11 protein-coding genes are annotated in these 14448 nt (G+C 51.8%); 9 read left to right on the top strand and 2 right to left on the bottom strand.

Annotation, left to right across the window (positions count from 1 at the left end):
- The first annotated feature begins 3 nt into the window (after nt 1-3).
- From ABEA14_RS13090 to ABEA14_RS13075, 4 genes are all read left to right on the top strand, one after another.
- On the top strand, nt 4-3138 hold the full coding sequence (locus ABEA14_RS13090; RefSeq protein WP_345340469.1) for an efflux RND transporter permease subunit: 3135 nt from the start codon (nt 4-6) through the stop codon (nt 3136-3138).
- Between the two features lie 136 nt (nt 3139-3274).
- A complete protein-coding gene (locus ABEA14_RS13085) occupies nt 3275-4930 on the top strand; it encodes an alpha-amylase family glycosyl hydrolase (protein ID WP_345340468.1) in 1656 nt (551 codons plus the stop codon).
- Nucleotides 4931-5162: 232 nt separating this feature from the next.
- Entirely contained in the window at nt 5163-5540 is a 378-nt protein-coding gene (locus ABEA14_RS13080; RefSeq protein WP_345340467.1) for a Tse2 family ADP-ribosyltransferase toxin, read from the top strand.
- Nucleotides 5537-5770 (top strand): hypothetical protein, encoded by a 234-nt coding sequence (locus ABEA14_RS13075; protein WP_345340466.1) that lies wholly within the window; start codon nt 5537-5539, stop codon nt 5768-5770. The genes ABEA14_RS13080 and ABEA14_RS13075 overlap by 4 nt, the downstream gene beginning before the upstream one ends.
- Nucleotides 5771-5830: 60 nt before the next feature.
- Here ABEA14_RS13075 and ABEA14_RS13070 read toward each other — a convergent pair whose 3' ends face one another.
- The gene (locus ABEA14_RS13070; RefSeq protein WP_345340465.1) at nt 5831-6319 is read right to left on the bottom strand and encodes a methyltransferase family protein; all 489 of its coding nucleotides are present in this window, start codon (nt 6317-6319) and stop codon (nt 5831-5833) included.
- Nucleotides 6320-6344: 25 nt separating this feature from the next.
- Nucleotides 6345-7301 carry a LysR family transcriptional regulator gene (locus ABEA14_RS13065; RefSeq protein WP_345340464.1) on the bottom strand — a complete coding sequence of 319 codons (957 nt, stop codon included), beginning with the start codon at nt 7299-7301 and terminating at the stop codon, nt 6345-6347.
- Between the two features lie 160 nt (nt 7302-7461).
- Here ABEA14_RS13065 and ABEA14_RS13060 point away from each other — a divergent pair, with 160 nt between their 5' ends.
- The 5 genes from ABEA14_RS13060 to ABEA14_RS13040 all read left to right on the top strand — a co-directional run bounded on the left by ABEA14_RS13060 (nt 7462) and on the right by ABEA14_RS13040 (nt 14446).
- A complete protein-coding gene (locus ABEA14_RS13060) occupies nt 7462-8703 on the top strand; it encodes an efflux RND transporter periplasmic adaptor subunit (RefSeq protein WP_345340463.1) in 1242 nt (413 codons plus the stop codon).
- 1 nt (nt 8704) lies between these two features.
- Nucleotides 8705-11875 carry an efflux RND transporter permease subunit gene (locus ABEA14_RS13055; protein WP_345340462.1) on the top strand — a complete coding sequence of 1057 codons (3171 nt, stop codon included), beginning with the start codon at nt 8705-8707 and terminating at the stop codon, nt 11873-11875.
- Nucleotides 11876-12099: 224 nt separating this feature from the next.
- The gene (locus tag ABEA14_RS13050) at nt 12100-12933 is read left to right on the top strand and encodes a hypothetical protein (RefSeq protein ID WP_345340461.1); all 834 of its coding nucleotides are present in this window, start codon (nt 12100-12102) and stop codon (nt 12931-12933) included.
- Nucleotides 12930-13406: a pilin gene (locus tag ABEA14_RS13045; RefSeq protein ID WP_345340460.1), complete on the top strand. Its 477-nt coding sequence runs from the start codon at nt 12930-12932 to the stop codon at nt 13404-13406. The genes ABEA14_RS13050 and ABEA14_RS13045 overlap by 4 nt, the downstream gene beginning before the upstream one ends.
- A 122-nt stretch (nt 13407-13528) precedes the next feature.
- On the top strand, nt 13529-14446 hold the full coding sequence (locus ABEA14_RS13040; protein WP_345340459.1) for a CHAD domain-containing protein: 918 nt from the start codon (nt 13529-13531) through the stop codon (nt 14444-14446).
- The last annotated feature ends 2 nt before the right edge of the window (nt 14447-14448 follow it).

The following is a 14448-nucleotide window of genomic DNA, read 5'->3' as shown; positions in this document are numbered from 1 at the left end:
ACCATGATCAGTCAGTTCTTTATTCACAGGCCCAAGTTCGCCTTTGTTATCTCGATCGTACTGACCCTGTCGGGTTTTCTCTCCATGCTGGTACTGCCTATTTCCGAGTTCCCGGATCTGGCGCCGCCCAGCGTCAATGTCAGCACCAGTTATGCCGGGGCAAGCGCCGAAACGGTCAGGGATACCATCGCCAAGGTGATTGAAGCCGAGGTCAATGGTGTGGAGGGGATGATCTACATGGAATCCCGCTCCGCCAACGATGGCAGTTATAACCTGACTGTCACGTTTGAAGTCGGCACCGATGCCGATATGGCCCAGGTAAACGTCAGTAACCGGGTCCAAATTGCCACCGCACGACTGCCGGAAGAGGTAAAACGTGAAGGGGTAAAAGTTGAGAAACAGAGCCCCAACCTGCTGATGGCGGTAAGTCTGTTCTCGCCCGATGATCGCTACGACAGTCTGTTTATCAACAATTACATGGCGATCAACATTAAGGACAATCTGGCGCGAGTACCGGGCGTATCCAAAGCCGATATTATCGGCTCGATGGACTACTCCATCCGGATCTGGCTTAACCCGGACCGCATGGCTGGTCTGTCAATCACGGTTGATGATGTTCGACAGGCGCTACAGGAGCAAAACGTTCAGGTACCTGCAGGGCGTATCGGCGCGCCACCTGCCGGCGGCGATCAGAAATTCCAGTATACGCTGCAGGCCAAAGGCCGTTTAACCGATGTCGAGGAGTTTAAGGAGATTGTGCTGCTGGCAAACGAAGATGGCAGTAGCGTCAAACTCAAAGATGTTGCTCGCGTAGAACTGGGTGCCCAAAGCTACGACGCCGAAGCCCTGCTCGATGGCAAGGCGTCCTCCCTTATCTTTATTAACCAGTCTTCCGACGCCAATGCACTGGAAGTTGCCAAAGGCGTGCGTGCCGAGCTGGCCAAGCTGAAAGAAAACTTCCCAGAGGGTCTGGATTGGGGCGTGTATTACGATACCACACGCTTCGTTGAAGTCTCCATCGAGGAGATGGTCGTCACCCTGCTACAGGCACTTGGCCTGGTGGTCTTGGTGGTTTACCTGTTCCTGCAGAATGTCCGGCAAACCCTGATCCCGGCGATTGCTATTCCGGTGTCTCTGATTGGTACCTTTGCCTTCCTGCTGGCCACCGGCATGACCATCAACACCGTCACCCTGTTTGCACTAATCCTCGCCATCGGTATCGTGGTGGATGATGCCATTATCGTGGTAGAAAATGTCACCCGCCTGATGGAAGAGGAAGGGATGTCTGCTGTCGACGCTACGGCTGAGTCGATGCGCCAGGTCACAGGGCCGGTGATCGCCACCACCTTGGTACTGTTGGCCGTGTTTGCACCGACGGCTGTGATGCCAGGCATTACCGGTCAGATGTACGCCCAGTTCTCAGTCACCATCTGTATCTCGGTACTCATTTCCTCGGTTAACGCGCTGACGCTCAGTCCCGCACTGTGTGCTGTGATGTTGAAAACGCCGGAGAAAAAAGAGAAAGGTTTCCATGCCTTGTTTAACAGGCACTTCAATCGTATGACCAATGGCTACAGCAAATGGGTTTCATCTCTGGTCCGAAAAACCGCCTTTGTTGGTGTCGTTTATCTGGTGTTACTTGCGGGTGTCGGCGGTTTAGCGAGCATCCTGCCCACAAGTTTTGTGCCTACTGAGGACAAAAAAGCCTTCTTCGTCGATGTCCAATTACCAGATGGCTCTTCACTGAACCGCAGTAAAGCGGTGATGGAGGAGATGATCAATGCAGTGAAAGAGGAGCCTGGCGTTGAACGAGTGATCTCTGTGAGTGGCTACAGCATCGTGTCTCAAGCAGTGTCTTCTAACGCGGGTTTGTTGATTGTGACGCTGGCGGACTGGAGTGAACGGGAAGATCCCTCACTGACTGAAGCTGCCATTGTGCGAAAGGTGCAAGGCAAATTAGCTGCGTTCCCGCAGGCAAAAGCCATGGCCTTCTCGCTGCCGCCTCTGCCCGGGGTGGGTAATGTCGGCGGTGTGGAGTTCTTCCTTCAAGATACCCAAGGACGTTCAACGGATCAGATCGCCGCCACCATGGGCGGGATGATTCTCAACGCCAACCAACGCCCCGAAATTGCCGGCGCATTCAGTAATTTCCGCGCCGATGTGCCGCAACTGTTTGTCGACGTGGATCGCGCCAAAGCCAAGGTCCAGGGGGTCAGCTTGACGGAAATCTTCTCGACCCTACAGACCATGCTGGGATCATCCTATGTCAACGACTTCAACCTGTTTGGTAAGGTGTTCCGGGTAATGATGCAGGCGGAAACCGAATACCGAAACGATGAGACCGACCTGATCCGTTTCTACGTCAGAACCAAAAATGGGGAGATGGTGCCTCTGAGTACCCTGATTACCACCAGCCCTATCCTGGGTCCTGAATACGTGCAGCAGTTCAACCTCTATGGTGCAACCAAGATCAATGCGTTTCCCATGCCTGGTGTATCCAGTGGTGAGGTGATTAAAGCTATTCAGGAAGTAGCAGAGACACTACCCGCGGGTTACACCACCAGTTGGAGTGGCCAAACCTACCAGGAGATCCAAGCCGGTAACCTGGCACCCTTTATTTTCGCCCTGGCACTGGTATTTACCTATCTGTTCCTGGTAGCCCAATACGAGAGTTGGACCATTCCCGCTGCGGTCATGCTTGCCGTACCTGTCGCCGTATTTGGTGCTTTTGCCATGGTGCTGGCCGTGGGGGGGGAAATTAACCTCTATACCCAGATCGGTCTGGTGCTGCTGATTGGCTTGGCCAGTAAAAACGCGATTCTGGTGGTGGAGTTTGCCAAGCAGCTTCGAGAAGAGGGCAAGAGCATTCTGGAAGCAGCAGAAACCGCAGCTAAACTCCGTTTCAGAGCGGTACTGATGACGGCTTTCTCGTTTGTGCTGGGTATTTTGCCTTTAGTGATTGCCACTGGCGCAGGCGCGGCCAGCCGCCGCTCACTGGGTAATGCAGTGATGGGCGGCATGTTGATGGCGACGATCGTCGGAACTCTGCTGGTGCCTGCGTTTTACGTCATCATGCAGAGCATGCGGGAAAAAGCCAAAGGTAAAAAAGCAGTGGCTGCAGTCGAACCCAGTGAATAGGCCTTCGCTTTCAAACGAGTCCCTCGTGCGCTAGCACCATTGATTAAAAATCCACCCCTGAGGTGGATTTTTCTTTTCTACACCCATGGCTAAATAGCTCACTGAAAACAATTCATCTGGGTTTCAGGGAGATAGTATGGACGCAAAGTTAACCGTGGGTCTTTTGTTGGCAGCCAGTGTGCTGAGCGCTTGTGGTGGCGGCAGTAGCGGCGGCACACCGGGCGGCACCGAGACCAAAACAGAGCCTGAAGTCACTTATACCCCCTACCCCTGTGACCAAACGCTGTATCAACAAACTGACAGACTGCGTATTTATCACGTGATGACGGAAGCCTTTATTGATGGCGATACCAATCGAGGCTATGGCATCGGCTATGGTCCCAGTCACCATAACGGCGACATTCAGGGCATCACTGACTCACTGGACTATATCCAGTCACTCGGCATGAACGCGATCTGGTTGACGCCTGTGTTTGAATCCGTGCAGGACGCCGGTCAACCAGACAACGTCACTCGGCTCGATGCCACTGGCTACTTTGGCAGTAACTACTTTGCCATTGATCCGAATTTTGGCAGCCTGGAACAGGCTCGCACACTGGTTGATGAAGCCCATGCCCGCGGCCTTTATGTTTTCTTCGATGGTGTGTTTGGCCATCATAAAACCAACGCGCCAGAATATGCTTCACCCAACGGACTGACGCTATCAGGTCAGGGTCCGCACTATGCTGACAGCTTAACCACTACACAACTAAGTACCTTCCCTGTCGATCTCGACTTTATGAAAGAGGTCGCCACTTACTGGATCCGCGAATTAAAAATTGATGGTTGGCGCTTAGACGTCGCCAACGAAGTGCCCGTCGGCGGCTGGGGCGAGATCCGCCAGCTCGTAGAGGAAACCAGCCAATCTGTGACCTATCAGATGAATGGGGAAACGGTAAATCCGCTGGGTTATATGGTGGCAGAGATCTTCGATGGCAGTGGCGACAAGGTGCGCAGCCATGGTTATGGCACAGCCGAGCTACCCGGTGTTTGCTCAGCGTTGGACTTTGCCATGCGCTATCAACTGGTTCAGACCCTGGCAGCAGAAGAAAGTGGTCGCGGAGCGCCCTACCCCAGTCAGCTAAATCTGGGCTGGCAGCTTAACTCGGCGAATCCAGATTACGCTCACCCTAACCTGTTTGTGACCAACCATGATTTGGTCAGGCTCGGCGATCTGATCCAACGCGCAGGGCTGGAAGAGGAGTACTTTGAGCGTCACCGCGCGGTTTATAGCTTTGTCGCCGCCTACTCGGGCCCTATTACGCTCTACTACGGAGACGAGATTGGCGATGAGGTGCCCGGTTTTGCCGAAACCAACGATGTGTGCAACGGTATCGACGTGATGTGTGATGACCATGTGGCGCGCACCTCAGGCAAGATCGAAGGCCTGCCATTGGACGAAACCCGCACGCCCTTTACCGCATCCACAGAGCAAGCCGCACTGCGTGACTATATCCGCCAGCTGATGCTGATGCGGGATGCCCATCCGGCGCTGTACAGCGGCGAACGAGTGCCGCTGCTAGCGGAAAACGCCACCGGCTTGTATGCCGACCTGAAAGTAGCAGACAGTGAGCAGATTCTCTATTTGCTCAATGCGGACAGTACCGCTCATGAAGCGACCTTTGAAGCATCACAACTGGCCAATGCTACCTCGTTGACCAACCTGCTGACCGGACAAACGGTAACCGTCAGCGGCAGCGTCACCCTGCCAATCGCAGCGGTCACCGGAGAGTTTTGGTTAGTAAATAATTAGCGGCAAGGTAAAGACCAGCAAACTGTCATTCCCCGGTTTGTCGGTCTTTTTCTTTCTATTAATTGAGTTAAGCCCTCACCAAGACATTTACGCCCAAGGTAGGAATGCGCTGCACGTAGTCCATTCCAATAGCTTTACTAACTCAGGCGAAAAAACTTACTGTAAGGGGATAAGGTCTTAAAAACCTGCTAGATTTAGGCTTCTGAATTTTGAAAATGATAAGGAAATCATTATGTATCCAAAGGAATTCTACATCCTTCCAGAAGAGCTTTTTCGACTTGGAAATGCATCTAGCCCTCGATTATCAAACGTCCGAAGTCGTGATGTTGATGTAACAACCATAAATGGAATTAAGGTTATCATCGCGAATGGAAAAGGAATCAGCGTGTTTGATAGAGAAGGTATCAACAATGCCCCAATGACGGGATGGGTTTGGCGTTTTCCTCCAAATACTCAACCTCCACAGGGGCTAAAGATGGTTCAGGATAAACCCCATCATTACTGCATTTCTCCTACGCAGAACATGCCAGTAGACAAGTTCAAAGGTTTGCTAGAAGAGATGGCGCTGAAAGCGTCCAGAGTGTTCAAAAAAGAAGGTAAAGTCGTATGAGCCAATTCAAAATGGAGTTTGCCGAATCAGAGCTAAAGTTGGTCCTAGAAGGGCTTACTACGCTAGAGCAACAGATGGCAGACGTCTGTTCGAGCTCAGATGATCCTGATGAAGTCGCTGATGTAGGCAATGATCTGGTTGAACTGCGATTACTGCTTAATCCAATGAGAGAAAAAGCTGTCGCTCAGTTTGGTGAAGGTATTACGAACTTTTCACGGGACGAACTATAGCTGACATCGCGCCCTCTCCAACGGGAGGGGGTTTTGGTGAAGGGCCTCTATTATGCCAGCCTAAACCCACCGCCTCACTCGCTGACAGTAGGCTTGATAGCTCTCTCCAAACTTGGCGGTGAGCGCCTGTTCTTCGCGACGGATCTGGTATCTGTCCATAAACACCCAGTAGGCAATAATCCAAAGCAAGGTCCAGGCATCCCCTAGAACCAAGCTCCAGCCTATCAAGGCAAGCACAAACCCTACGTACATCGGATTGCGGCTGTAGTTAAACACACCGGCTACCACCAGTTGATTGCTTTGCTCTGGATATCTGGGGTCGACGGTGGTTTTTGCACGGCGGAAGCTGATCACCGCTGCAATGCAGATGGCGGCTGCGAGCAAACAAAGGCTCAGCCCAAACCAGAAAGAGGTGCGAGACCACAACAACGCCGAATCAAATATCCTTTCCAAAGAAGCAGGAAAACAGCCACAGCTAAGCGCCATCAATACCGCGACCAAAATCGCCAGCGGTACCGGCATATGGATCCATCCCTGTTGATTGTTCATGACCCTAGCCTCTATCTACACAGGGTTACACTGTGTCTTTGCACTGCGGGCAGATACGCGCTTTCAGTTCGCTCATATGACGGTCGAAGTGCTCTTTGATAATGCGGTTTACGTGGCCGCGTAACCAGCACAATCCCTTGTCGTTTTCTTGCCGTTTGTGCCAGGCACTGGCCACTGGCGCAGGAGCCAGTTCAATCGGTGGCTCCATCACTGCCAGTTCGCCATTAAACATTGCCTGCTCTATGGTGGTTGAAGGTACTACAGCAATCAGATCAGTCTCTTTAAGTAGCGCAGGCACTGTTGCGAAGTGGTTTACCGACATGGCAACACGACGTTTCATGCCCTGTTGCGCCAGTACCTGGTCGGTATAACCGGTGACATCACCAGACAGAGAAACCAGCAGATGGTCTGCAGCAGCAAAACGCTCTAGCGTTAGCGGCACTTTCGTCAGCGGGTGATCCAGACGCATCACGCAGGCATAACAAGGATTGAATAGGAACTCGGTACGAATTACTGAAGAGGCGGTCGCCTGAGCACCAATGACCATATCCACCTCAGCGTCGTGGAGAGACGATTCAGCATTTGAAATGGTGTAAGGCACCGCATGAATATTGATGCCCGGTGCGGATTCTTCAATGATTTTGCGCAATGGCCGCCAAACCACATCGACCACGGCGTCTGCGACAGCTAGACGAAATGTGCGTTTGGCGGTAGCGGGATTAAATTCATTCTGGTCTACCGCGTCTTCCAACTCTTTCAGCGGCTCACGAATTTGAGTCCAGAGGTTTTGGGCATACACAGTAGGTTGAATATTGCGGCCATCTTTAACAAAAAGTTCATCTTTCCAGGCGGCGCGCATGCGCGAGAGCGCATTGGATACGGCAGGTTGGGTTAATGCCAGACGATCCGCGGCTCGCGTAATCGAACCCTCGGTCATAATGGCGTCAAAAATCATTAATAAGTTAAGTTCCTGGTGACGCATATCTCACACCTCGTTAACACTAACCCAATGAATTAACAGTACATTATCAAAATGATCGTTAATCCATTCATTTTCCAAATGAATTGTATACGATTTTATAATTATATTTATAGTGTGATCTTGCTCATACTTCAAATCACTCGCTTTGGAGGGGAAAGCAATGAACACATTTATTCGTATCAAAATAGCTCTCATTGGCGCCAGTGCACTGCTACTGGCGGCCTGTGACCAAGAGCCTACTTCAGCACAACCACCCATGGTGGCGCCCACCGTTTCTGTCGCGACTGTGATTAACCAGGAACTCACCGAGTGGGATGAGTTTACCGGTCGTCTTGAAGCACCGGAAAGCGTCGACCTGCGTCCTCGCGTATCTGGCTATATCGAACGTGTTGCCTTTGAAGAGGGTGCCATTGTTGAAGCTGGCCAACCACTGTTTTACATCGACAGCCGTCCATTTGACGCCGAGGTTAAGCGTTTGGACGCAGAGCTTGCCGAAGCCAGAAGCCAACGCGAACTGGCTGAACTGAGCTTTAAGCGTGCTAAAAAGTTGCGTGCAACTAATGCCATGTCAGAAGAGGTATATGACCAACGTTTTGCTGCGCTGAATCAGGCATACGCCAATGTTGCCTCTGTGTCAGCGGCACTGGAACTGGCAGAACTCAACCTGAGCTACACCGAAGTCACTGCACCTATCAGCGGCCGTGTTTCACGCGCGGATGTTACCAAGGGTAACTATGTCGCAGCCGGTCAGACCAAGCTGACTTCATTGGTTTCTACCGACCGTGTTTACGCCTATTTTGACGCTGATGAGCAAACCTACCTGAAGTACGTGAAACTCGCGAACGAAGGTCGTCGTGCCAGTGATCGCGACGTGCATCACCCAGTGCTGATGGCGTTAGCCAACGACAGTGACTACCCACATCAGGGTTATATCGATTTCATCGACAACCGTGTTAATCCAAGCACAGGGACTATTCGTGGCCGTGCCGTGTTTGAAAACGACAGTGACCAGTTTATTCCTGGCCTGTTTGCACGTATCAAACTGACCGGCAGTGCCAGCTATGAGGGTATTCTTATCTCAGATCGCGCTATCGGTACCGACCTGAACAACAAATATGTGCTGGTTTTAGATGAGAACAATGCAGTGCAGTATCGCCCTGTTGAATTAGGTGAAAAGGTTGAAGGCCTGCGCATCATCAAATCAGGTCTGGCAGCTGGCGAGAAAATTGTCGTTAACGGTCTGCAACGTGTTCGCCCTGGTACCCCGGTAAATGCCGAAACTGTTGCCATGGCCAGCGAACAACAGTTAGCCCGTCTAGAGTTTATCCAGAACATGGTTGCATCTCATACCTCTCAACTGCGTTTAGCCGCAACTGAGCGTGATGCGGTCACTGGAGGCTAAGATGAAATTTTCACAGTTCTTTATCCACCGCCCTATCTTTGCAGGTGTACTGTCGCTGATGATTTTCATCGCCGGTGCACTGGCGGTGTGGCAGCTACCAATCACTGAATACCCGAACGTTGTGCCACCGACTGTGGTTGTGACCGCCAACTACCCTGGTGCTAACCCCAAGGTGATCGCCGATACCGTAGCTTCACCACTGGAGCAGGAAATTAACGGCGTAGAAGACATGCTGTATATGTCTTCTCAGGCCACTGCGGACGGTCGTATGACCCTGACCCTGACCTTCGCTATCGGTACTGATCCCGATGACGCACAGGTATTGGTACAGAACCGTGTTGACCGTGCCCTGCCCCGCCTGCCACAAGAAGTGCAGCGTCTGGGCGTTGTCACCCAGAAGTCATCTCCTGACCTGACCATGGTGGTACACCTCACCTCTCCTGACGACAGATATGACATGCTGTACCTGTCTAACTACGCCCATCTCAATGTGAAAGATGAGTTGGCCCGTATTCAGGGTGTCGGTGATGTGCAGCTGTTTGGTGCGGGTGAATTCAGCATGCGTGTCTGGCTGGATCCGGAGAAAGTGGCCGCACTGGAGCTTAACCCCAGCGATGTCATCAACGCTATTCGCGAACAGAACCAGCAAGCCGCTGCGGGCTCACTGGGTGCGCAACCTACTGGTAGCAGCGAATTTCAGTGGTTAATCAACGTAAAGGGTCGCTTGGCTGACGAAGAAGAGTTTGGCGACATTATTATCAAGGTCGGCGCGAATGGCGAGATCTCACGTCTGCGTGATGTTGCCCGTATCGAACTGGGCTCAGATTTCTATGCCCTGCGCTCACTGCTGGATAACAAACCTGCCGTCGCCCTACCCATCTTCCAGGCACCCGGCTCTAACGCTATCCAGATCTCAGATGATGTTCGCGCCACCATGGCCGAGCTGAAGAAAACCTTCCCTGATGGAATGGACTACGCCATCGTTTATGACCCAACCGTGTTTGTTCGTGGTTCAATTGAAGCGGTAGTTCACACCCTGTTTGAAGCCATACTGCTGGTCGTTCTGGTAGTTGTTCTGTTCCTGCAAACCTGGCGTGCATCCTTGATCCCATTAGCCGCGGTCCCCGTGTCACTGGTGGGTACCTTTGCCATCATGCATCTGATGGGTTTCTCTTTTAACGCCCTGTCTCTGTTCGGTCTGGTACTGGCGATCGGTATCGTGGTGGATGACGCCATCGTGGTGGTGGAAAACGTCGAGCGAAACCTGAGTGAAGGTCTAAGCCCAATCGAAGCAACACAGCAGGCGATGAAAGAGGTCACCGGCCCCATTATCGCGACGACGCTGGTATTGGCAGCGGTGTTTATCCCCACGGCATTTATGTCTGGCCTGACCGGTCAGTTCTATAAACAGTTCGCTCTGACGATCACCATCTCGACCTTTATCTCAGCGATCAACTCACTCACCCTGAGCCCGGCACTGTCTGCGCTGTTGTTGAGAAAAGAGGGCTCAGCCAAAGACTGGCTGACCAAGCTGATCGACTTCCTATTTGGCCGCTGGTTGTTCGCACCATTCAACAAACTGTTTGATAAAGGTGCCCGTGGTTATACCCAGGGCGTAGGCAAACTGCTTCGCCTGAGCGGCATCGTAGTCCTGCTTTATGGTGGCCTGATGGGTCTGACCTATCAGCAGTTCACCAGCACCCCCACCGGTTATGTGCCGGGTCAGGACAAAATGTACCTGGTGTCGTTTGCGCAGCTTCCTGATGCGGCATCACTGGACCGTACCGAAGAGGTGATCCGTAAGATGTCAGAGATCGCACTGCAGCATCCCGGTGTGGAAAACGCAGTCGCCTTCCCGGGTCTGAACATTAACGGCTTCACCAACAGCTCAAGCAGCGGCATTGTGTTCGCGGCACTCAAGCCTTTTGAAGAGCGCACCACGCCCGAGCTGTCTGCACACGCCATCGCCGCCCAGCTGAACCAGGAATTTGGAGCGATTCAGGATGCGTTTATCGCCATCTTTCCGCCACCACCGGTACAGGGTTTGGGCACTATCGGCGGCTTCCGTCTGCAGATCGAAGACCGCGCTAACCTCGGCTATGAAACTCTTTATCAGGTAAGCCAGGAGGTGATTGGTAAAGCATGGGCAGATCCGGCACTGACCGGTATCTTCACCAGTTTCCAGGTCAATGTGCCGCAGTTGGATGTCGACTTGGACCGTACCAAGGCGAAAAGCCAGGGCGTCGCTATCGACGAAGTGTTTACCACCATGCAGGCCTATCTGGGTTCACTATATGTGAATGATTACAACCAGTTTGGTCGCACCTATCAGGTGAATGTGCAGGCAGATGAAAGCTTCCGTCAGGAACCTGACCAGATCAACCAGCTGAAAGTGCGCAACCAGAACGGCGAGATGATCCCACTGGGCTCTTTCCTACAGGTCTCTCACAGTGCTGGTCCAGACCGCGTCATGCACTACAACGGCTATACCACGGCAGAGATCAACGGTGCACCGGCGCCGGGATACAGTTCAGGTCAGGCGCAGGCAGCGATTGAGAAGATTCTGGATGAAACACTCCCAATTGGTATGACCTACGAGTGGACCGATCTAACCTATCAGCAGATCCTGGCCGGTAATGCCGCCCTACTGGTATTCCCGCTGGTCGTCCTGCTGGTATTCCTGGTATTGGCTGCTCAGTACGAAAGCCTGAGCTTGCCTCTGGCAATCATCCTGATTGTGCCAATGACACTCTTGTCTGCCATGACGGGTGTGATCATCTACGGTGGTGACAACAACATCTTTACCCAGATCGGCTTTATTGTTCTGGTGGGGCTCGCCACCAAGAATGCCATCCTGATAGTCGAGTTCGCCAAAGAGCTGGAGGAACGCGGCATGGGTGTGGTTGAAGCGATTAAGGAAGCGTGTCGCCTGCGTCTACGCCCTATTCTGATGACCTCGTTCGCTTTCATCATGGGTGTGGTTCCCATGGTGTTCTCAAGCGGCGCGGGTGCAGAGATGCGTCAGGCAATGGGTGTGGCGGTATTCTCCGGCATGATTGGTGTGACCATCTTTGGTCTGCTGCTGACCCCGGTGTTCTACTACCTGCTGCGTAAAGGTAAACAGAAACCTTCAACTGAGAACGAACTGCAGAAGGCTGTAGAAGTCAGTTAAAAAAGATTAGAGGCATCCGGTCCAAATCACCGTTCCCCTCAAAACGGTGGTTCCATCTTCGTGGGTCATATCATCACGGAGAATACAGGTGCGGATGCCTCGCCTTTCATTACATTCATTTGCAGTCGGTTAACCCCAACCTCATTCCTGAATAAAAAATTGGATTGTTGGCGAACTAATTAATAGAGTGGAAAAATCTACAGATAAATCACAAGGTTGTGACTGTGAGTTGGAGTACATTTCACTTTATTTGCCGCAGTATTACGCAGCAACTAAACCAGGGTGAAACAACTGGGGATGCCGTTGTAAAAGCAAAAGCGTTGGCAAATGCACTGGAGTTGCCCCCACTGGGCAGCCCAAAATCATTGCCAGCTCAAATCCTTTCAGAGATATCAAGTCAGCCAAGACAGGCAGCGCTTCAATCGGCAACGGCCTACGGTGAAATGGATCTCGAACCTAAGTTATCTGCGCCGCCAACACTGCTGCGTTTGCATGTATATATGTCGTTGTTGCTCATTTGCTACGGCGTCATGGCCTCCCTGTTTTCGACATTTGTTTACCCTCAATTTGCCATTATGTTCGAGCAAATGGACGTTGGAATGCCAGGGCAGATGGGGTGGTTTATTGATTACAACGATCTTATCTCTATTGCCATTTTCCTGCTGATCGTCTTTAACCTGACGGCTTCGCTCCAGATACGGCAGATGTTTCGTTTCACCCTGCCCATCACCGAAAACCAAAGTTCATGGCTACTGCTAATACCGAGCAGATCAAAAAGGCGTTATCAACAGCTAAAACAACTAATTGAAACACCAATACATCAAGCAAACGAGAAACAGGTACCCGCGAAACAAATTGAGTTGTTGGCGTCCGCAGGTCTTAACCCGAAGACAGAGCTAACCACACTTATCGCCCATTCAGGAAAACAACTGACAATAGAACTCAACCACTATTCACAAGGGCTGCTGGCGATCACCGCCATCGCCATCATAGCCACTATTGTGATGTTCCTGGTCAGCGCGTATTCACCCATTTTTGTATTAGGAGATGTCGTATGAAGGCCGTAAAAGGATTTACCCTGATTGAGTTGATGATTGTGGTCAGCATCATCGGCATTCTGGCCACGGTCTCTCTACCTGCCTACCAAATATATGTGCAACGAAGCGAGATGACCGAAGCCATCTCTATGGCGGATCATGTGAAAAGCCGTATCACCAAGTTCTATGCTGACAACCTGTATCTACCAAAAGACAACCGAGAAGCCGGCGTACCCGACGCCAATTTACTGATAGGCAATCGAATCACTGGAACCAGGGTTATTAATGGTGCGATTCATGTGACTTTGGGGAATAAGGCATCGCAGGCACTACAAGGCAAAACACTCTCTTTCCGGCCTGCGGTAGTGAAAGGCAGCCCCAGCAGCCCGATAGCCTGGCTGTGCGGATACAGTGAAGCAGTTGAAGGCATGACAGCCATTGGCGAGAACCGAACAGACTTGCCATCAGAGATGCTGCCTTCCGCATGCCGCTGAATAATCCCGGGGCAAGTTAGCGCTATGCCCCGCCCATTTGGGTCCATACTAGGTTCACTGTCATCAACTTGCTTTAACGTCAGTGCTTGGCTTTTTCGCTGATAAACTGACCGAGGCCAGGCATGAATCAGAAAGCCATTACAGAAGAAGGACTTCCCTTACCTATTGCCCAGGTCGCATTAAAGCTGCTGGCTATTGCTGAGTTGCAGCCGCCCAAAATAATGCGCACATCCACCCAAGTTGATGCCCTGCACGATTATCGCGTCGCACTGCGTAAACTGCGTAGTCTGATTAGCCAGCTAAAAAAGCTATTCCCCGACGACAGCGCCAAATTACTGAATCAACACCTAGGTTTGCTGGCTCGTAAAACCAATACCCTGCGCGACATGGATGTATACCATGAACAGTGGCAGGCTTATCTGGCACCACTGACCAAAAAGCAGCAGAAGCTGTTAAACCAGCTTTCCCAGAAAGAGCTGAAGCGCCATCAGCGCGAGCGCGCACAGGTAGTGGCTTGGCTCACCAGCAAACGATGCCAGCGAAGTTTCCAATCTATCCGCCGTTGGTTTGCGCAGGCGGAAAAAAACGCCAGCCCAGAATCAAAACCAGAGCAACTGCAGCAATGGCTGCATAAGCAGATGAAAAAACGCTACCGCGTGATCACTGCTGCCGCGCAGGCTCTACATGATCAGGTTTCAGATGATGAACTCCACGCCTTGCGGATCCAGGGCAAGAAACTCCGATACCTGATCGAACTGTTCCCCGACATCAGCGAAAAAAGTGAATGGCAGCCGCTGCTGAAACCGATGAAGAAACTTCAAAGGCATCTCGGGAATGTGAATGATTGCGCTGTTCAGTTGCAAGGCGTTAGACGTAAACAGAGTCGCCTGATGCAGAAGAAAGTGCCGCACCAGGCCGCAACATTGAATGCCCTGTTAGAGGTGAAGAAACAGATAAAACGGCGACAAAAACAAGAGCGGGAAGAGGCAACGAAATTGCTGGCCCAACTTAAAGAATCGTTTGGACCAGCGTCTAATTGAAA

Source organism: Corallincola platygyrae (assembly GCF_039544265.1).
GTDB lineage: Bacteria > Pseudomonadota > Gammaproteobacteria > Enterobacterales > Neiellaceae > Corallincola > Corallincola platygyrae.
This window is presented reverse-complemented; position numbering and strand designations above follow the sequence as displayed.